18 protein-coding genes are annotated in these 20,282 nt (G+C 45.6%); 12 read left to right on the top strand and 6 right to left on the bottom strand.

What is annotated here, in order from left to right; genetic code table 11:
- Positions 1–256: 256 nt before the first annotated feature.
- The 4 genes from QUA50_RS07505 (at position 257) to QUA50_RS07490 (ending at position 5,218) form a co-directional block, all read left to right on the top strand.
- Entirely contained in the window at positions 257–1,261 is a 1,005-nt protein-coding gene (locus QUA50_RS07505) for an Rpn family recombination-promoting nuclease/putative transposase (RefSeq protein ID WP_333262342.1), read from the top strand.
- Positions 1,262–1,392: 131 nt separating this feature from the next.
- Positions 1,393–2,604: a transposase gene (locus tag QUA50_RS07500; RefSeq protein ID WP_333262339.1), complete on the top strand. Its 1,212-nt coding sequence runs from the start codon at positions 1,393–1,395 to the stop codon at positions 2,602–2,604.
- A gap of 69 nt (positions 2,605–2,673) precedes the next feature.
- Positions 2,674–4,332, top strand: a complete 1,659-nt coding sequence (locus tag QUA50_RS07495; RefSeq protein WP_333262336.1) for a CTP synthase — start codon at positions 2,674–2,676, stop codon at positions 4,330–4,332.
- Between the two features lie 463 nt (positions 4,333–4,795).
- Positions 4,796–5,218 carry a hypothetical protein gene (locus QUA50_RS07490; RefSeq protein WP_333262334.1) on the top strand — a complete coding sequence of 141 codons (423 nt, stop codon included), beginning with the start codon at positions 4,796–4,798 and terminating at the stop codon, positions 5,216–5,218.
- Between the two features lie 342 nt (positions 5,219–5,560).
- Here QUA50_RS07490 and QUA50_RS07485 read toward each other — a convergent pair whose 3' ends face one another.
- The 4 genes from QUA50_RS07485 to QUA50_RS07470 all read right to left on the bottom strand — a co-directional run bounded on the left by QUA50_RS07485 (position 5,561) and on the right by QUA50_RS07470 (position 9,250).
- On the bottom strand, positions 5,561–6,448 hold the full coding sequence (locus tag QUA50_RS07485) for an ROK family protein (protein ID WP_333262331.1): 888 nt from the start codon (positions 6,446–6,448) through the stop codon (positions 5,561–5,563).
- 224 nt (positions 6,449–6,672) lie between these two features.
- Positions 6,673–7,374: a tetratricopeptide repeat protein gene (locus QUA50_RS07480; protein WP_333262328.1), complete on the bottom strand. Its 702-nt coding sequence runs from the start codon at positions 7,372–7,374 to the stop codon at positions 6,673–6,675.
- A gap of 396 nt (positions 7,375–7,770) precedes the next feature.
- Complete coding sequence (locus QUA50_RS07475; RefSeq protein ID WP_333262325.1) at positions 7,771–8,979, bottom strand: murein transglycosylase A; 1,209 nt, start codon at positions 8,977–8,979, stop codon at positions 7,771–7,773.
- A gap of 13 nt (positions 8,980–8,992) precedes the next feature.
- Entirely contained in the window at positions 8,993–9,250 is a 258-nt protein-coding gene (locus tag QUA50_RS07470) for a hypothetical protein (protein WP_333262323.1), read from the bottom strand.
- 387 nt (positions 9,251–9,637) lie between these two features.
- Between QUA50_RS07470 and QUA50_RS07465 the strand changes: the two genes are divergently transcribed.
- The 3 genes from QUA50_RS07465 to carB all read left to right on the top strand — a co-directional run bounded on the left by QUA50_RS07465 (position 9,638) and on the right by carB (position 13,992).
- The gene (locus QUA50_RS07465; RefSeq protein ID WP_333262320.1) at positions 9,638–9,766 is read left to right on the top strand and encodes a hypothetical protein; all 129 of its coding nucleotides are present in this window, start codon (positions 9,638–9,640) and stop codon (positions 9,764–9,766) included.
- 91 nt (positions 9,767–9,857) lie between these two features.
- Positions 9,858–10,097, top strand: coding sequence for a hypothetical protein (locus QUA50_RS07460; protein WP_333262317.1), 240 nt, complete (start codon positions 9,858–9,860; stop codon positions 10,095–10,097).
- Between the two features lie 583 nt (positions 10,098–10,680).
- Positions 10,681–13,992 (top strand): carbamoyl-phosphate synthase large subunit, encoded by a 3,312-nt coding sequence (gene carB / locus QUA50_RS07455; protein WP_333262452.1) that lies wholly within the window; start codon positions 10,681–10,683, stop codon positions 13,990–13,992.
- 177 nt (positions 13,993–14,169) lie between these two features.
- Here carB and QUA50_RS07450 read toward each other — a convergent pair whose 3' ends face one another.
- A complete protein-coding gene (locus QUA50_RS07450) occupies positions 14,170–14,439 on the bottom strand; it encodes a DUF6737 family protein (RefSeq protein WP_333262314.1) in 270 nt (89 codons plus the stop codon).
- A 51-nt stretch (positions 14,440–14,490) separates the two neighbouring features.
- Positions 14,491–15,093 carry a Uma2 family endonuclease gene (locus QUA50_RS07445; RefSeq protein WP_333262311.1) on the bottom strand — a complete coding sequence of 201 codons (603 nt, stop codon included), beginning with the start codon at positions 15,091–15,093 and terminating at the stop codon, positions 14,491–14,493.
- Between the two features lie 244 nt (positions 15,094–15,337).
- Here QUA50_RS07445 and QUA50_RS07440 point away from each other — a divergent pair, with 244 nt between their 5' ends.
- The 5 genes from QUA50_RS07440 (at position 15,338) to QUA50_RS07420 (ending at position 19,949) form a co-directional block, all read left to right on the top strand.
- Positions 15,338–16,000: a VWA domain-containing protein gene (locus tag QUA50_RS07440; RefSeq protein WP_333262309.1), complete on the top strand. Its 663-nt coding sequence runs from the start codon at positions 15,338–15,340 to the stop codon at positions 15,998–16,000.
- Between the two features lie 172 nt (positions 16,001–16,172).
- Positions 16,173–16,958 carry a PP2C family serine/threonine-protein phosphatase gene (locus QUA50_RS07435; protein ID WP_333262306.1) on the top strand — a complete coding sequence of 262 codons (786 nt, stop codon included), beginning with the start codon at positions 16,173–16,175 and terminating at the stop codon, positions 16,956–16,958.
- 190 nt (positions 16,959–17,148) lie between these two features.
- Entirely contained in the window at positions 17,149–17,841 is a 693-nt protein-coding gene (locus QUA50_RS07430; RefSeq protein ID WP_333262304.1) for a hypothetical protein, read from the top strand.
- Between the two features lie 350 nt (positions 17,842–18,191).
- On the top strand, positions 18,192–19,199 hold the full coding sequence (locus QUA50_RS07425; protein WP_333262301.1) for a ribonuclease III domain-containing protein: 1,008 nt from the start codon (positions 18,192–18,194) through the stop codon (positions 19,197–19,199).
- A 33-nt stretch (positions 19,200–19,232) separates the two neighbouring features.
- A complete protein-coding gene (locus tag QUA50_RS07420; RefSeq protein WP_333262298.1) occupies positions 19,233–19,949 on the top strand; it encodes a Uma2 family endonuclease in 717 nt (238 codons plus the stop codon).
- Positions 19,950–20,282 lie beyond the last annotated feature (333 nt).

Genomic DNA, 20,282 nt, shown 5'->3' with positions numbered 1-20,282 from the left:
AAACGTTCCTCAGTTAGCTTTTTGGGAAAAATGACTGAGCGCGTAGGGCTGATTTTAGATTTTAGATTTTAGATTAACTCTACAGGCGCTCATGGGGGAGTGGAACTTTTGTCTAGACTGCTGTGGGCTTGCATCCGTATTTGGGTGAAGTCGGTTGGGGCGATCGTCCGCGACCCAACCTAGAAGATTGTATGATAGTTAAATAATTAAATAACTCTAACCTCAACCTCTCAATCTCTAATAAATTGAAAAAGCCATGAATTTTATTAACCCCAAAACCGACTTTGCATTTAAAAAAATCTTCGGCTCGGCTGACAGCAAAGACATTTTGATTAGCTTCTTAAATGCCATCCTCTACGAAGCGCAGCCGGTCATCGAAGATTTAGAAATTCTTGACCCTTATTTAGCTCCCAAAATCAAAGGAGTCAAAGATACTTACTTGGATGTCAAAGCAAAAATTGGTGGCAGCAAAACTGTGATAATTGAAATGCAGGTATTGAATGTAGAATCCTTTGAGAAGCGGATTTTATACAATGCTACCAAAGCTTACTCAGTGCAATTAAAAAGCGGAGAAAACTACAACCTCTTAAATCCCGTGATTGCGTTGACGATTACAGATTTCCCAATGTTTGAGCATCTGGAAACAGTAATTTCGCGGTTTTGTATCAAAGAAAAAAACAATCTGGCCGATTATTTGGCGGATGAATTAGAATTTGTCTTTGTTGAGTTGCCCAAATTTGACAAGACTTTAGCAGAATTAGAGACTCTGACTGATAAGTGGATATATTTTATGAAAACCGCTCGGACGTTAAGGTCTGTGCCGGAAGAGTTGGGAAATGTACCGGAACTCCGCAAAGCTTTTACAATTGCCAATGAAGCAAATCTCGATCCTGATGAATTGGAGGATTTAGAAAGGCGAGAAATTTTTATTCAAGACCAGCGCGGTGCAATTACCAAAGCTACCAGAATCGGGATAGAACAAGGAATCAGACAAGGCATCGAACAAGGCATCGAACAAGGCATCGAACAAGGCATCGAACAAGGCATCGAACAAGGCATCGAACAAGGCATCAAACAAGGAAAAGTGACATTAATTGTTCGTCAGTTGGAGCGGAGTGTCGGCCTGCTGTCGCCGGAGTTCAAAACCAGCATAGCTCAGTTATCCGCTCAGCAATTAGAGAATCTAGGAGAGGCACTATTAGACTTTGCCAGTTTGTCAGATTTGACAACTTGGTTGCAAGCACATAACAATCGTCAATAATTTGGTCAAATGGGTGTAGGGGGCAATCCCCCGTGGTTGCCCTTATGGATTACCAAAAACTTGGGTCTAAAGCCCCATCCTTTTAGAACGGCTTAGTGTTAGTATCTTAGCGTAGCGATTTTCCACGTAAGATGTTCGTTCTAGAATTCAAGGCGAAAGGAAAACCAAATCAGTACGCAGCAATAGACGAGGCAATTAGGACTGCTCAGTTCGTTCGGAATAAGTGCATCCGTTTCTGGATGGATAACCGAGGTGTTGGGCAAAAAGACTTGTATCGGCACAGCACTGCGCTCAGAGAAGAGTTTCCTTTCGTCAAAACCTTGAATTCTAGTGCTTGCCAAGCGTCAGTCGAGAGAGCTTATTCTGCAATTGCTCGGTTTTACGACAACTGCAAGAAAGCTCTTCCCGGAAAGAAAGGTTATCCGACTTTTAAGAAAAACTGTCGCTCAGTTGAATATAAAGTGAGCGGCTGGAAACTTTCAGAAACCCGCAAGCAAATCACTTTCACTGACAAGAAAGGAATTGGTAAGCTCAAACTAAAAGGAACGTGGGATCTAAACTTCTACCAGCTCGATCAAATAAAACGGGTACGCTTGATCCGTCGCGCTGACGGTTACTACGTTCAGTTTTTGATCGGTGCTGAAAACGAAGTAGATACGACGCCGACTGGTAAAACACTCGGTTTGGACGTAGGGCTCAAAGAGTTTTATACAGACTCTAACGGTCACTCTGAACCAAACCCCCAGTTTTATCGAACCACTGAGAAACGGTTAAAGTTTCGACAGCGCCGCGTTTCTCGTAAAAAGAAAGGCTCTGCCAACCGCAAGAAAGCAATTAATCGATTAGGAAGAGTACACCTCAAAATAAGTAGGCAACGCGAAGAACACGCTAAGAGACTGGCGCGTTGCGTAATCCGATCTAACGATTTGGTCGCCTACGAAGATTTGAGGATTAAAAACTTAGTAAAGAATCACTGTCTCGCCAAATCGATCAATGATGCGGGTTGGTATCTATTCAGGAAGTGGCTGGAGTATTTTGGAGTAAAATTTGACCGGGTGACGGTTGCCGTCAATCCAGCATATACTTCGCAAAAATGTTCTAACTGCGGTGCAATCGTAAAAAAAACCCTATCCGTAAGAACCCATGTTTGTGAATGCGGGTTCGTTATGGATAGGGATTGGAATGCTGCGATTAATATCCTGAAATTAGCCTTGAGTACGGTAGGGCATACCGGAACTTGGGTCAAAGACCCGAACGCTTTGGGAGATTCGACCTCTACTTTGGCTGGAGAAATCCTGTCTGAGCAAGTTGAGTCTACGAACAAAGAATCCCCGCTGCTTTAGCACCGGGAGTGTCAACTATGTCACATTTGAGTCTGACCTGACATTGAAACATCTAAAGTCGAAAATCCTATGAGCAAATTTGTGTTTGTGACTGGTGGCGTGGTTTCCAGCATCGGCAAGGGAATTGTCGGTGCTTCCTTGGGCCGCCTATTAAAGTCGCGGGACTATTCTGTCTCGATTTTGAAGCTAGACCCCTATATTAACGTTGACCCCGGCACTCTGAGCCCGTTTCAGCACGGAGAAGTCTTTGTCACGCAAGACGGTGCAGAAACAGACTTGGATTTGGGACACTACGAGCGTTTTACCGATACTTCCATGTCTCGCCTCAATAGCGTCACCACAGGTTCCATTTATCAAGCGGTGATCAACAAAGAACGCCGCGGTGAGTATCAGGGGAGCACGGTGCAGGTGATTCCGCACATCACTAACGAGATTAAAGATCGAATTCACCGAGTAGCAAAAAATACTAATCCTGATGTGGTGATTACGGAAATCGGCGGAACGGTGGGAGATATTGAATCTTTGCCGTTTTTGGAGGCAATTCGCCAGTTTCGCAAGGATGTGGGGCGGCAAAATGTTGTGTATATGCACGTGACGCTGATACCTTGGATTCCTTCGGCTGGAGAGATGAAAACTAAACCGACTCAGCATTCGGTGAAGGAATTGCGGTCGATCGGCATTCAACCAGATATTTTAGTCTGTCGGTGCGATCGCCCGCTGTCTTTGGGCATGAAACAGAAATTGTCGGAATTCTGCAACGTCCCGGAAGAATGCGTCATCACATCTCAAGATGCTAAAAGTATCTACGAAGTACCCCTGATGATGGAACAGGAAGGTTTGGCGCAACAAACGCTCAATTTGCTGCAACTCGAACATCGCCAGCCAGATTTGCATCAGTGGCAAACTTTAGTCAACAGGCTTTACAGTCCCAATCACAAAATTGATATTGCTTTAGTTGGCAAATACGTGCGGTTGAACGATGCTTATCTTTCAGTAGTCGAAGCTTTGCGGCACGCGGCAATTGCGATCGGCTGCGACCTGAATTTACACTGGATTAACTCAGAAGATTTAGAATCGGGAAACCTCGATAATTATCTCAAAGATATCAACGGCATTCTTGTACCCGGAGGTTTTGGGGTTCGGGGAGTTGACGGCAAAATAGCGGCGATCGAATATGCTAAACACAACAAAATTCCATTTTTGGGCTTGTGTTTGGGGATGCAGTGTGCTGTGATTGAATGGGCGCGCAACATCGCCCAACTACAGGATGCCAACAGCGCTGAATTTAACCCAGATACAGCAAATCCGGTAATTAATTTATTGCCAGAACAGCAAGATGTAGTCGATTTGGGCGGTACAATGCGACTGGGTTTGTATCCGTGCCGTGTCAACCCAGACACGCTAGCTTTCAAACTTTATCAGAAAGAAGTGATTTACGAGCGGCACCGCCATCGCTACGAATTTAACAACGCCTACCGCAATCTTTTCTTAGAATCAGGTTATGCAGTGTCCGGTACATCTCCAGACGGCCGATTGGTAGAAATGATCGAATTTCCCAACCATCCCTTTTTCATAGCCTGCCAATTTCACCCCGAATTCCAATCTCGACCTAGCGCCCCCCACCCATTGTTTCAAGGGTTTATCCAGGCCGCTAGCATCCAGGGAAAGCAGGATGTTTTAGAAGATGAGGGTCGCGACTTGGTGGCCGAGAAAGTTGCAGCAAACTGATCTCATATCATGTGCGATCGATTAGTTCTGATATATTAGAGGTCTGTAGGGGCGGTTCAGAGTACACAATATTCAAATCGCCCCGACAATCGACATTACAAAACCCGCCCAACAGACCAATAGGATTTGATAGGGGTTGCACTTATCGGACTAGATATCGGGCAGCATTCTCAACGAGTGAAAGACCTCACCCCCCAACCCCTATACTAGGGCTGGGGGGCTAGTACCGCAAGGGAGAAGGCGGAAGGCAGAAGGCAGAAGGTAAAAATCTGATATTTTTACTTAACTTTTTACGGATTTCAAGGGTGATACCAGTTTCCCAAAAAAATGCAACTTTAGGCAACTTCCCAACCCCGATAGTCATCAGTCATGCCCTATCTAAAATCTAAAATCTAAAATCTAAAATGGTAGGAGTTGTCAAACTATCCTAAAATACCAGGAAACACAGGTTTGAGGAGGCTTTGTGGCTTATTGGAGCAAAATTACTTATGAGAAAAGTACATACATAATTGACCTTGACACTATTAGTGCTTTTTCTAGCGAACTGGATAACAAGCGTCTCACCTTTTGGCTGCCTAATAGCAGTCAGCCGATTATCCTCAATCCCCAAGGCAATTATGAGGCTTACAAGCAAGTTCTCGATTACCTCAAAAAAACCATCGATCGCAATTCGAGAGGTTCGTGGATTAAAATTCATTATGACCGCAAAGAATTTGCGATCGATATGAGTCGAATTAGCTCTTTTGCTTGCGAACAGAACGGTCGGCTAAGCTTTTGCTTGCCTGACAGCGCAACTAATATTATTATCCTCCGCCAAAGCAACCCGGACGCTTATCAAGAAATTCAGGAATACATTAAAAATACGACTGGGCAATCTCTGCCATGAAGCAGTCAGTAGTCATTAGTCAGTAGTCATTAGTCGTTAGTTGTTAGTCATTAGTCATGAGTTAGAAGCATGAACAATGAAGGAGGAAGCAAGACTATTTTTAGTAGATATTAACATTCATTTTATTTTTTTTTTTGTAAGGTGCTTAGGAATGAAAATTAAATAACTTCCACTCTTGAAAGTGGGATGGGCCTAAGAGCCCGTCTTTTAAGGACGGGCTCTTAGGCCCATCCCACAATAACAATTAAAATTGTAAGTTATTTAATTCGCGATCGTTAGGTTGTACCCTAAGTTTAGATATGAAAAAAGCGCAGTAAAATGCGCTGCTTTTTTAAATTTTAACTATTGAACAAGCTGCCACGCTAACTTGGCTGCCCCTACCATGCCTGCTTGATTGCCCAATTCAGCAACCAATAACTGCAAATCTTCGCGAGAACTCGGCAGTACACGTTGCTCAATTTCGGCTTTAACCTTCGGTAAGAAAAACTCTGCACCAGCACTAATTCCGCCGCCGATAATAATAGCTTCCGGCGTTAAAATATAAATTATACTTGCCAAACCGATACCCAGATAACGCCCGTAATTTTGCCAATATTCTAAAGCTTTGGCATCTCCAGACTTAGCTAAATCGGCTAATTCTAGAGGTTCCAAACCCGTTTCTCGGCGAATTGCTTGCACCGAAACGTACTGTTCTAAAGAACCGCGATTGCCGCTGTTGCACTCCGGGCCGTCGGGATTTATGGCAATCAATCCTAGTTCTCCAGCCGCGCCTTGATGGCCTGCAAATAGTTTGCCGTCTAGGATAACTGCACCGCCGACTCCTGTACCTAAAGTTATTAAAATTAGGTCTTTAAAGTGCCTTCCTGCGCCCAGCCAAGCTTCTCCCAATCCGGCACAGTTGGCATCATTTGCTAATATTGTGGGCAGGCCGGTTTTAGCTTCTAACCAGTCAGCTAGGGGGACGTTATGCCAGTTTTTGAGGTTAATTGCTACTCTCGCTATGCGGCCTGCGGCGTCTGCGGGGCCTGGAGTGCCGATGCCGATCGCACTTACAGCATTTTCGACCGGATTCAGTTGTAAAATAGCATCGGTCATCGCAGCTAAAACGGCTTCTGGCGTTGCCGGTTGAGGGGTTGGAACAGTTAAGGATAGATGACAAATGCCATCTTCGCTAAATCTGCCGAGTTTAATTGCGGTTCCGCCTAAGTCAATGCCGATTACTTGTGTCATTCGATTTGGGTTTGAGATGCAAGGATTTGGGATTAATCCTCATAGGATAAACATATTTTAGGCTGCTGATTGTGCACCTTATCAATTAAGTTTCTAGTGAGGATTTAAATCCTCCAACTCCTATTTTAGTGTATAATAACTAGCGACGAAAACTGAGCTAAATACTCAATACTATCATACCGATCGCAATTCCTAGCAAAAATTATGGATAAAAGCGAGTTCGCCTATTGAATTTCGCCTAACCTACGTTGCGCTACCTCTCGGTTGTGCAAAGCATCGTGGTAGTCTGGTTGGAGAGCAATTGCCTGGTTGTAAGATGCGATCGCCTCTTCAAATCTTCCTAAATTATACTGCTCATTCCCCCTCTCGCACCACGCTTTCGCCTCTACATTAACTTCCGATTCTGCCTCCACAGCTTCTGCGCCTCTGCGGTTCACTTCCCCAGAAAAACCCAAACCATCCCCAACAAACACCGCCTCAATCACCCTCCCCTTTGTCTCCTCCTCCTCAACCTCCGGCAGCGGAAACCGTGTCAATATCTCCCGCCCAATTTGCCTCGCAACCTCTGACAATTCCCCGCTGCCAATTCTACCTAACAATACCAGCCGCTGCGCCAATTCCTGAAGCGATGCCACCGCATCCGTAGCAGCAGTGCCATCATGTTCGCCCTCTAACAATCGAGTCCCAAACCGTCGCAGCCAAGCCGCCAATTCACCATCTTTAAGGCCTTTTGCGATTAAGAATCCCGCTACATCCCCTCGACTCCAGCCGGCATTCACCCCTTCCAGAATTTCCATGAATTTCGACTCGTATTCCGCGTCAGTTAAGGTTGGGCGGGGCGCAGGTGGTGGTGGCGGTGGTGGGGGTGCGGTTCCTAATAGGCGCTGGATGAGTCGTTTGAGGAATTGCCAAATTTTGTTTAGCATTTGTGGGGATGGGTTGGGTTGTTTCTATTTTATACGAATGCGGACAGGTTTGTCGGTATCTGCGATGGGAAAGGGGCGGGTGTTTGAGTATCTGGGATGGGTGGGGCGGCTTGATGAATTCTGCTATTTGATGATATAAATTTCGGCTAACCCGCCCTACCAATTTTGCTATTTTAGATGTATTATTTTATTATCAAATACCGTAGGGGCGGGTTCGCAAACCATCTATAATTCCCATTCCAAATATTGATAAACCCGCCCCTACCCAACCAACTAACCCATATTACCAAATACCGTAGATAGAGTGAATATCGAAGAAACCGGGTTTTTTCCTAATCTGCGGATTATCGCGAATATTTTTCGTAAAAACCCGGTTTCTGGCCACTCGCTTTGTTCCTACTTTAAAAGCGGATAATACAGTTCTCCTGTTGAGTTGATATAACCGGCCCTATCGCCCGCTAAATCCCCCGTTCCCATAAATACGTCAACTCTCCCCGCACCTTTGATTGCACCGCCAGTATCTTGATCCAAAACGTACCGATTCACGGCATTTTGTTCGAGTTGTCCTGCCGCATTCGGATAAGGGAGTTTTGTACTAATTAATGCTAGTGCGCCGGGGGGCATTAAGGCTTTGTCGGTGGCGATCGACCTTTCGGCAGTTACTGGCACTCCAATGCTTCCTGTGGCTGGAGCTCCATTACTATCCCGGAAGAATACAAAGCTTTCATTTTTTGGCAAATATTTGTTCATATCTGCGGGAAAGTTGGTAAAATATTCCCTTAGTTTCGGCAAAGTTAACTCTTCTAAAGTAAACTTTCCGTCTTTAACTAATTCTCGTCCAACTCCTGTATAACTGTGACTGGTTTTGCCTGCAAAACCGACGGTCATCTCGCTACCATCTGTTAGCTGCAATCTCGCAGAACCTTGGACGTGCACGAGAAATGCTTGGAATCGATCGCGCAACCAAACTAATTCTAATCCTCGCAGCAATCCTTTACTTCCCTGCAAAGCATCTGCGCCTTCTAATTGCAATCTTGTCGGGTGAGGTTTCGGCCAAGAGGCCATGTTTGGCGGCATCCGGTACAGGGGATAACGGTATTCGGAATTAGGCGTGCGAGAGGCTGCGTAAGTCGGCTCGAAATAACCTGTAAATGCGACTGTTCCTTTGCCATCTTTGCCCGTGGATTTGTAAAATACAAATTCGCGCTTGACAGATTCTTGAAGTTGTGCTGGGGTTGTGGAACTGACAACTAATTGGCGGAATCGATCGAGGGAACGGCGGACTCGATCGCGCGTAACTCCTGCTACTGGATAGCGGCTGTAAGCAGCGGCGGCGGCTGATGTATTGAGATAGCGGAGGCTGTGGTCGATCGACCTTAACAGCAATTGTTTATCGCCCGGTTTGCCATTTTCGCCCCAGATTTGAGCGTCAAAGGCGATCGACTCCAATTCACTCGCTTGCAATTGATTGATACTAATTGGTTGCAGTGGCGGGGCTGCAACGGCGGGCACCGAAAAAGCGATCGCCAAAACGCAACAGGCGATCGCTATCGCTAATAGCTGATAGCGAAAAATCTTGCTCAATTTCCAATCTTTCCTACTCAATTGATTATTTTCCTTACTCCTCGTATCGTTCGACGCTAGAAGTAAATATCGGTTCTACGCGAATTGCGAGAACGCTGGTAGGCCGAACTACCATGTATTCGCCTTGAATATTTTTAATCGGGACGTTAAGAAATTCTCTTGAATCTTGTTTCGGCACCAGCGTACTGCTGTACCACTTTTGAAAATCTTGCAGCGTTGCGAAACGTACTTCTTCGCGATGGCCGCCATCAAGCAGCAGGTGCACGGAATATTCGCTGGGTGTTCTAGGCATAGCAGATGGGGAGAGTTGTTGCAGGACAATCTAAAATCTAAAATCTAAAATCTAAAATTGATGTGGTTGCCCTCAAGCAGCAGGTGCACGGAATATTCGCACTTGAGTTGTAGGCATATCTTGATTTTTGATTTTTGATTTTAAGCTTTTGGAACGATTCCATATTTTACCCCTTCCTCGGCGCATTCCCTCATCTAGTGGGTTGGATTGAGGGAGAGGGAGAGGGGGAGAGGGGGAGACTGGGAGAAGCCGAGGGTGGGAGAGACGGAGAGTCGTTGCAGGAAGAACATCTCAATCTAAAATCTCAATCTAAAATCTAAAATAGAAAATCTAAAATCGATAGACGGCGGCCCCCATCTGCGGCTACGCTGTGAAATTAAGGCTGCTTTGCTCGAAGAGAAAGCAGCCCGCGTCGCCCAAAAATCTAGTTGCACTGCCCAAAGCTGCTACCAACAGCAATGGACAGCTAACCGCCAAACTGATTGCGCCAGTCTGGAGGCTAATGGAGAATTTTAACACTCTCTGTAGCCGCCCCGCTCTGTGTTACCGTGCGGGGCGGCTGGGTTTTTGGGTTTTCCTAGAAAACCAAAAACCAGGAGACCATATTATGTCACAGGAATTCGTGCCTGACGGTAACTTTTCCGCGCGTCCAAATGACGACTCAGCAGTATCCGAACAGGAAGTCGTGCGGATAACGGTTGTCGGTTCCCGCGCAGCCGTGTTAGAAACCATCCACACCTTGTACCGACTGGGATTTGCCGCCGTCGGGGATTGGAGCCCGCCCCAGCGAGGTGCAAAGCCGGGACAAGTGATAAGCGTACTCATTCGCCGATCGCGCAAAGCCTAAAAATAGGATAAATACGGTAGGGACACTCCAAGATCCAAAACGCGTCAACAATCGCATGAAACCATTGATAAATCTAGCTTTTAGCTAATTCTATATCCCCCTAAATCCCCCTGATTGTTGGGGAGTAGGGGTTGACTTTGAGAAGACTCTTGTCCCACCCTTCTTAAGGGGGGCTAGGGGGGATCTAGATTTAATACTCAAACAAGAGTCTGTGATTGGGTTAGACGTTAAGTTGACACGAAGAAGGGTTCTTGGAGTGTCCCTACAATGATTAATCCGGCGGAATACAGGGATTGTGTATTTTAGAACACGATTTGACCGCAACACTTAAAATAGTCTTGATTTACCGATCGACTGCACCCTTTTCTCATCAATATTTCTGGTTAGCTGGGGGTGTCTGTGGGCCGGAGTTGCGAGGTTCTGCTTCCAAAATGCTGAGAATGGTGCACAATTTCAAATTAACAACAAAACTTGCACTATTTTGAGTAAGCTTTTGGGGGAACAGCTTAGAAAGCCTGTTTCTAAGAGTGAAGCAAAGTATCAAATTAATCCTCAACCTTGTCCAATTACCAATTACGAACCTATGCCCCGTCGTCAAGACTTAAAAAAAATTCTTCTCATTGGTTCCGGCCCAATTGTTATCGGTCAAGCGTGCGAATTTGACTATTCAGGGACACAAGCTTGCAAAGCTTTGCGAGAAGAAGGTTTTGAAGTAGTGTTGGTGAATTCCAACCCGGCAACGATTATGACCGATCCGGAAACTGCCGATCGCATTTACATCGAACCTCTAACGCCGGCCATCCTCGAACAAATCATTGCCAAAGAAAGACCTCAAGCAATTTTACCGACTATGGGCGGTCAAACTGCGCTAAATTTAGCAGTTGCCGTCGCTAAAAATGGCGTTTTAGAAAAATACAACGTCGAGTTGATTGGTGCTAAGTTGCCAGCAATTGAAATGGCCGAAGATCGGCTATTATTTAAGGAAGCGATGGCGCGAATCGGGGTTGCAGTTTGCCCTTCGGGAATTGCCAACACTCTCGACGAAGCCAAAGCAATTGGGCATCAAATCGGCAGTTATCCGTTAATTATTCGTCCTGCTTTTACAATGGGCGGCACGGGAGGCGGCATTTCTTACAATCAAGAAGAGTTTGAAGAAATGGCACAAGGCGGGATTGATGCCAGTCCAGTATCGCAAATTTTGATCGAACAATCTTTGATTGGTTGGAAAGAGTACGAACTGGAAGTAATGCGGGATTTGGCAGATAATGTGGTGATTATTTGTTCGATCGAGAATCTCGACCCGATGGGCGTCCACACCGGCGATTCGATCACCGTCGCCCCGGCGCAAACTCTGACAGACAAAGAATATCAGCGGCTGCGAGATGCTTCGGTGAAAATTATTCGCGAAATCGGAGTTGAAACCGGCGGTTCCAACATTCAATTTGCCGTCAATCCAGTCAACGGAGATTTCATCGTTATTGAAATGAACCCTCGGGTTTCCCGTTCCTCCGCCTTGGCCTCGAAAGCAACTGGTTTCCCTATTGCAAAAATGGCGGCAAAATTAGCGGTAGGTTACAGCCTAGACGAAATTTCCAACGATATTACCAAGAAAACTCCGGCGTCTTTTGAGCCGACAATTGACTACGTGGTGACGAAGATTCCCCGATTTGCCTTTGAAAAGTTCCCCGGTTCCGAATCGACTCTGACAACGCAAATGAAGTCTGTTGGGGAGGTAATGGCGATCGGGCGCAGCTTCAACGAATCCTTTCAAAAAGCGCTGCGGGGATTGGAAACAGGCCGCGCGGGTTTCGGGTGCGACAAACCGGAAAAGTTGCCGAGTTTGGAACAAATTCGCGCCGGATTGCGGACACCAAATCCCGATCGCATTTTTACAGTTCGCCACGCGATGATGATGGGAATGTCGGTGGAAGATATCTTCGAGTTTACAGGAATCGATCCTTGGTTTTTGGATAAAATGCAGGAATTGCTGGAAACCGAGAAGTTCTTGAAACGAACGCGGTTGGAACAGTTGACAAAAGAGACAATGTTTGAAGTAAAGCAGTTGGGTTTTAGCGATCGCCAAATTGCTTACGCCACCAAAACCTCGGAAGATCAAGTCCGCGCTTACCGCAAACAGTTAGGCGTAATTCCGATTTACAAAACAGTCGATACCTGTGCCGCTGAATTTGAAGCGTTTACACCGTATTATTATTCCACCTACGAAGCGGGTGCGGCTATTTGGGAATTGGGCGATGAAGAAAAGAAAGTTTCGCCTGTGGGCCACAGTCTCGCGCCAGAGTCCGAAGTTTTGCCTTCTACCAAGCGAAAAGTGATGATTTTAGGTGGCGGGCCCAACCGAATCGGACAGGGAATTGAGTTTGATTACTGCTGCTGTCACGCTTCCTATTCCCTAGGAGAAGACGGCTTTGAGACAATTATGGTCAACTCGAACCCGGAAACGGTTTCGACGGATTACGATACCAGCGATCGCCTGTATTTTGAACCGCTCACAAAAGAAGATGTTCTCAACATTATCGAAGCCGAAAATCCCGAAGGAATAATTATTCAGTTTGGCGGACAAACCCCGCTGAAATTAGCGCTTCCTTTACAAAAAGCTCTGGAAAATCACCCCGATGTACAAACAAAAATTTGGGGTACTTCGCCGGATTCCATTGATACTGCTGAAGACAGAGAGCGATTTGAAAAGATTCTGCGCGAGTTGGATATTCAGCAAGCTGCTAACGGTTTGGCCCGTAGTTTTGAGGATGCTTTAATAGTAGCTCAACGGATCGGTTATCCGGTAGTGGTGCGGCCGAGTTACGTGTTGGGCGGGCGAGCTATGGAAATTGTTTATTCCGATACGGAATTGGAACGTTACATGACCTATGCCGTGCTAGTAGAACCAGATCATCCGATTTTAATTGATAAGTTTTTGGAGAATGCGATCGAGGTTGATGTCGATGCGATCGCCGATGTTACTGGCAATGTGACGATCGGCGGTATTATGGAGCACATTGAGGAAGCGGGAATCCACTCCGGCGACTCTGCTTGTTCTATCCCTTACCAAACACTTTCTGATGCAGCTTTGGCAACAATCCGCCGCTGGACTGTAGAATTAGCAAAATCCCTGAAAGTAATCGGGTTGATGAATATTCAATTTGCCGTTCAAGGAGAAGAAGTTTTCATTTTGGAAGCTAACCCGCGCGCTTCTCGAACAGTGCCTTTTGTCTCCAAGGCGATCGGAGTTCCCTTAGCAAAAATGGCCTCGCGAGTCATGTCTGGCAAAACTCTAGAAGCTTTGGGTTTTACTGAAGAGATTGTACCCACTCATGTTTCGGTAAAAGAAGCTGTATTGCCCTTTGCTAAGTTTCCGGGAACTGATACTTTGTTAGGGCCAGAAATGCGATCGACCGGCGAAGTCATGGGAATTGACACCGATTTTGGCAAAGCATTTGCCAAAGCTCAACTCGGCGCCGGACAACAGATGCCGCTGTTGGGAACCGTGTTGGTTTCGATGCGCGATCGGGACAAACTAGCAGTTGTACCCGTTGTCAAGGAATTCTTAGAATTGGGTTTCCGAGTAGTTGCAACTCACGGAACACGCAAAGTTTTGCGAGAGCAAGGTTTAGAGGTAGATTTGGAATTGAAACTCCACGAAGGGCGGCCGAATTTGTTGGATTCGATCAAAAATGAGAAAATTCAACTAATTATCACCACACCTTCCGGCGAAGAATCCCGCGCCGACGGCATCTTTATCCGCCGCACAGCTTTGACTTACAAAATCCCGATTATTACCACAATAGCCGGTGCCAAAGCGACAGCAGCCGGAATTCGATCGCTCAAATCTCACCCGATGGAAGTAAAAGCAATTCAAGACTATTACCCGCAAGCCTAGAGGGCGAAACACCCTATGTTTAGGGTTAACTGGTTCCCAGACTCTGGCTGGGAACCGATGTCACTCTTGCTCTGCCTCGCTTGCGCTTCCGTTAAGAACAGGCTTTCCGGCCTGTTCCACAAAGAGTAGATTTGATTGTGGGGCGGACATCCTGCCCCCCCATCAAAAGCTTTAGTCTCAACTTTTAATCTCCGATTCCTGATATTTTTCGAGAATCCCGCTAGACAGCATCAACCTCGGCCATAGTAACAAGAAAAAACCCATCCAGGCTAATAAAGGAATCGCGACTAAAACAGTTATCCAAACAGTTTTTAATAAAAACCAACTACCGCTAATCAGGCTAGTACCAGTTAAAAGAATCGACCAAGGCTGACACCACCACGGTTTGTAACTCCAAGGACTAATAGCTTTTCGATCGGAAAGTTTTTTATCAGAAATAGATTTCATATTTTCAGTGTTTTTTTAGGGAGAATAGTCGGGTAGCTGGATTAACCGAAGTTAAACATTCATCACTTGTTCTGCTGTCAGCGTTAATTCGGGAAAAGTCCGCGACACAATTCGTTCGCTGCCTTTAAACGCGCTTCTTTGATAGTTGCCATCTGGATCCAAAAGGTGAACAAATACAGTTGGAACTTTGGGATTTCCCAGAAATTCCCGGCTGCCAATTGCTAAATAATCGACAATCCAATACTCAGGAACTCCGAGACGCCGATACTCGTCCAATTTGTCTGTATAATCGTCCTCCCAATTTGTTGAGGTTACTTCCACAGCCAATTGAATTGGTTCCCGCAATGCAGCATAAGCAGAACGGTTCGATCGCCACAAATCGCGATCGATTACGCTGACATCCGGTCTCCGCCCTTGTTCGATGCCGGCTTTACTTACAGTTCTGATAACGGCGGTATTTTTGACTACATAATTTAAACTTAGCCGTTTAATTTCATCTTTAAATGAGTCAGACGTAAAATCAGCAACATCATCATGATTTCTTGTGGAATTCATCTCTACTATTTCTCCATTTACCAGTTCATAACGTCCATCTTCTGGACATTCTACAAGGAATTGGTCAAAGGTTAATTGCTGTGTGACTGTTGCAATCATAAGATTTATCCTTATTTTGCAGTAATACTATTAGTCTATATTACCACAGGTAGGAATGAATTTGTTTTTTTGACCGCAGACATCCAATTCTAAAATCTCAAATCTACAATTAAAAATCTCAAATCGATTCAGGTAAATGGTAAAATGCGATCGCCCTAGCAATTTGCACTTAATTTTGTTGCTGACTTGATACAGTAAAGTAACAAACCTAGAAATCGAGCCACTCCCAGGTCAACCCCGAACCATGAGACTAGACGAAGCCGTAGAATTTGCCGAAAACCCAGAGCCGCGCTGTCCCTGCGTCCTCCTGCTGGACACCTCCGGCTCCATGCAAGGCGCACCCATAGATGCCTTGAATGAGGGGCTGGAAATTTTTAGGAATGACCTAATTAAAGACGAACTAGCTAAAAAGCGAGTCGAAGTCGCGATTATTTCATTTGACAATCAAATCAAAGTCGTGCAAGACTTCGTGACGGCCGACCAGTTCGAGACGCCGCTGCTGACAGCTCAAGGACAAACCCACATGGGCGCCGGCATTCAGCTAGCATTAGATACCATTGCGGCCCGCAAATCGGAATACCGCAACAACGGCATTACCTACTACCGCCCGTGGGTATTTATGATTACTGACGGCGAACCTCAAGGCGAATCTGACGATGTTGTGGAAATAGCAGCACAGCGGATTAAAGAGGAAGAAACTAACAAGCGCGTGGCATTTTTTGCAGTCGGAGTTGAAGGTGCTAATATTCCTCGTCTCGCGCAAATTGTGGAGCGCACGCCTGTAAAATTGAGAGGATTAGACTTTAGAGAGATGTTCATCTGGCTGTCGGCTAGTATGCAGAGAGTTTCTCACTCAAAAATTGATGAACAAGTAGCACTGCCACCACCCGGATGGGGAACTGTTTAGTCATTAGTTGGAAATCACTGGTCATTAGTGACAAGCGATAAGGTGCGGTGTACATCGCCCTACATAATTAGTAAGGTGTGGTGTGCATCGCCCTATATAATTAGGGATAAATAAACCAGCCCTAACTTTGCATAGTTGTGAATTTACTAAGTTTTGAATTAAAGAGTAATTAATGGAGAATTCATCCTTCAATTGGCAAGTTGTAGCGGCATCGGTGATAGGTACGAGCCACGAAAAAAGAGCGCAGCCTTGTCAAGATGCCCACTGCTGGCGTCTCTTGCCAAACGGTGTTTTAGCGGCAGCAGTTGCCGATGGCGCGGGTTCCGCAGCACTCGCAGAAGTTGGGGCAAAAATTGCTGTGGAAGCGGTTGTCGAAACGATTGGCCAGCAACAGGAAAGGCTGCCTCAAAATGACGATGAATGGCAGGTATTCTTGACAGCATCACTGCAAGTTGCGCGGGCGCAGGTGGAAGCAGAAGCGGCAGTGCGGGAAGTGGCTGCGAGAGATTTAGCCTGCACTTTAATTGCGGTTGTTGCTACGCCGGAATTAATCGCAGTTGCTCAAATCGGCGACGGTGCGGCGGTAGCAGGTGATAGTGCAGGAAATGCGATCGCCCTGACTGTACCCCCCTGCGGCGAATACATCAACGAAACTATCTTTTTGATTTCGCCGAATGCGATCGAAACAGCCCAATTTCAGGTACTTCGGGAAAAACTGCGGCACTTAGCCGTTTTTTCCGACGGCTTGCAAATGCTAGCGCTCAAAATCCCAGAAGGCACGCCGCACGGCCCGTTTTTTGCGCCTTTGTTTCGGTTTTCTGGCGAGTGGAAAGAAGAAGAAGATGCGAAACAGCAGTTAGAGTCATTTTTGCGATCGCCCCGCGTTTCCGAACGCACCGATGATGACTTAACATTATTGTTAGCAACTTTTGCGCGTTCGGAGGCACAGGACAATTAAAAATAAACATTTTGCCAAAGCCAACACCCTCTGCGTGAATTGGCGTCGATCTGCGGTTAAAAATTTCCGATTCTGAATCTTGCAACAAGTCTAATGCGTTCAAGCTCATCAGCGGTGAAAATTTGGCGCGGTTCTATAATAAAATCGAGGTGTCAACAATTCTGCTTTAGTTTGTACAGTAGGTCGTCGTTTGCAAGCACAAGAGATTAAGGATAAGCTCAACTCCCTAATTATCGCCGCAGATCCAATAGATCCGAGTTTGGCGAGAAGATTGGATGAAATCAATCGCTGGGTGAAAGATATTAAACCCGGTTCGCTAACGGCTAAAAAATTTGTGATGGCTTTTTTGCTGCAGCTTATCCGAGATTCTCAGGTTTGGCTGGCTGTTCAATCTCTACCTTCGGAAAGAGAACAGCAAGCTGCGTTTGAGTTAATGACGCCGGGGGAAAGGTATTGGTACAGCTATCTGTTTCCTAAATGGCTGAGCGAAAACGATCGCAAATTTTACATCTGGAAACAAAAACTCAAAGCCGGCCAATTCGATCCGGCTGACGATCTCGTCATTCGGGCGATCGCAGCCCGAATTGTCGATCGCCAAGGCACTGTTTTGTATCGATATGTTGCAGATCTTTCTATGGCAACCGATTCGATCGTTAGCAGCCGCCAACAGCAGCCCCTCTGCATTCAAGTCACAACTCTTTCGGATGAATTCTCTGAACAAAAATATCATAATTGGCAACAAACTCTTCAAGATTGGGGGATTGACAGAGGATTATTTTTAAGTTATGATAAAAACGATGCAAATTTCCTGAATCAGTTAGTTAATATAGCATTATATAATAGTGATAATTTGCCCGCAGGTCGTTACCTCAAGTTCCCGTAAATCAAGCATATCTGCTGCTGAGAATAGTTCGACTGCTCCAAACTCTGTGAAAAAAAATTTGACTAACTCACATATTGCACAATTTTCGACAATGCCAAAAACCTAACCTCCAGCCTGCTTCGGGAAAAGGGAAAACAGAGCAAGATTTTTCCTCCCCTTTTCTGTTTCCGGGAGCGGTTTGCCAGACGCTGGCAAGAGGTGCTTGATACGAAGGCTAAGCAATGGGAACATTTACCGCAGCAATCAATCGGGTGAAATAACTAGCAAGTCTGCCTAAATTGAATTGAGATTTGATTTAATTGCGGTGAAATTGTTGGAAATAAAATCTAATTACATCAAAATCAAATACTATGACATTACAAGGTACACATACCGTTGAAAATAACTTGCAAAAAGTCTGGGAAGAACTGGAAGCAGCCAGAAAAATGCAGGATGAATGGATGAATTACGGGGTAGATTTTGTGGATTTGTATGTGGAAGATGCGGGCGGTGATTGGTTGGAAAAGTGGGGAAAATGTGAAGAAGAATTAGAGCTAATAAAAAATAAAAAGGTAGATATTGAAGCAGTCAAAGCAGCGATCGACATTTCCAGCTTTCAGCAGACAAAACTGCTGGAAATTGCCTTAAATTGCCGTTACTCTACCAGCTATTACTCCGATCGCCCGGAGGAGTCTCCCGCTTGGCAAGAGGTTAAGTACCAACGCCTGTCACTCCTAGGGAGAGCGATTTTCGGTGCTATTGTTACCGATTACCTCTACCGCGAATATCCAGAACTAGATCCCGATGCTATCTCAACCTTAAAAGCTCGTTTAGCAGAACCCAAAAAACTTGCGGATTTTGCACAAAATTTGAAATTAAATGAACTAGGTTGGCGCGTATGGAATGGAATAGAAACAGAAGAAAGCGATCGCAATAGAGTTTTTTATGAGACTTGTGAAGCTTTGTTTGGCGCGATTTACTTAGAGTTCGGCCGCGATTTTTTTCGTGGGGGAAACTGGCTGATTCAGCACTTGATAGAACCAAATGTTAGCCAGCATGGGGAGATAACTCAGCGGCGACAAACAGGGCCGGAAAACGAGGTAAAACGCCGGGAAATCCTGGGTGCAGATATTCTAGATGCGATCGCGATCGACTATTTGTACAACCGTTTTCCCGAACGCAACGCCAGCCAGCTAACTCGCTGGAAAAATATGTTAGTGGCGAAAGAGATTTTCCCCAAAGACTTTAAGGCAAAACTAGGCAGTCAGTACCTGGAATTGAGAAGCAATTTCTCGCGTACCCGCGACTGGCTGGTGGATAACTTTATCCAAACCGCAGTTGACGAACTCGAAGAGGAAACAGGCGATCGACTAAAATAAAATCAACTTGTCAAAAAAATTGGGGAAACAGCAATGGTTACACAACTGCAATCTCCCGAAAAATCAAATATCATCTACCCCGACGATAACGGCGAACCGATGTCAAACAATACGGATCAGTTTCGATTAATTGTTTGGATTAAAGAAAACTTAGAATTGCTGTTTGCCGACAATCCAAATGTTTTTGTAGCAGGTGACTTGCTTTGGTATCCGGTGGAAGGCAATAACAAACTGTCTCAAGCACCAGATGTAATGGCAGTTTTTGGCATCCCCAAAGGATATCGAGGTTCCTATCAACAGTGGTATGAAAATGATATTGCGCCACAAGTCGCATTTGAAATTTGGTCGCGGGGAAATCGTCTGACTCCGATGATGCAAAAATTTCAATTTTACGAACGCTATGGTGTGGAAGAATACTATTTGTACGATCCAGAAAAATTGGAACTGATAGGATGGTTGCGGGCTGAGGGAAAATTAGAACCGATCGAACAAATTGATGGTTGGGTAAGTCCGAGACTGGGAGTGCGGTTTCAGTTATCAGAAACAGGACTCGAAATGTTCGGGCCCTCTGGAGAACCGTTTAGGAGTTTTGTGGAACTCGATCGACTGATCCAGCAAGCTGAGGCGCGGGCCGAACAAGAACAGATCCGGGCCGAACAGGCAGAAATGCTGCTGGAACAAGAACGATCGCGATCGCAAGCTTTGGAAGCAAGACTCCGAGGAATGGGCATCGATCCGAATCAATTGTAAGCACAACTGCAAAATTGAACTATTGTGGAACAGGCCCTCCTAGCCTGTTGCTGAGTTTTCCAGGACGGGCTCTCCTGCCCAATCCCTACTCCCCACAATAAAATTGAACTATTGTGGAACAGGCCCTCTTAGCCTGTTGCTGAGTTTTCCAGGGCGGGCTCTCCTGCCCAATCCACAATAAAATAGAATTATCGTGGAACAGGCCCTCGTAGCCTGTTGCTGAATTTTCCAGGGCGGGCTCTCCTGCCCAACCCCTACTCCCCACAATAAAATAGAATTACGGATTTATCAGTGGGGTAGCTTTCTTTAATCTAAAATCCAAAATCTAAAATC

Origin of the sequence: Microcoleus sp. M2_D5 (genome assembly GCF_036701935.1) — a bacterium.
Classification (GTDB): Bacteria; Cyanobacteriota; Cyanobacteriia; order Cyanobacteriales; family Microcoleaceae; genus Microcoleus.
Note: the sequence above shows the minus strand (reverse complement) of the source record. Positions and strands in the feature narration are given on the sequence as shown.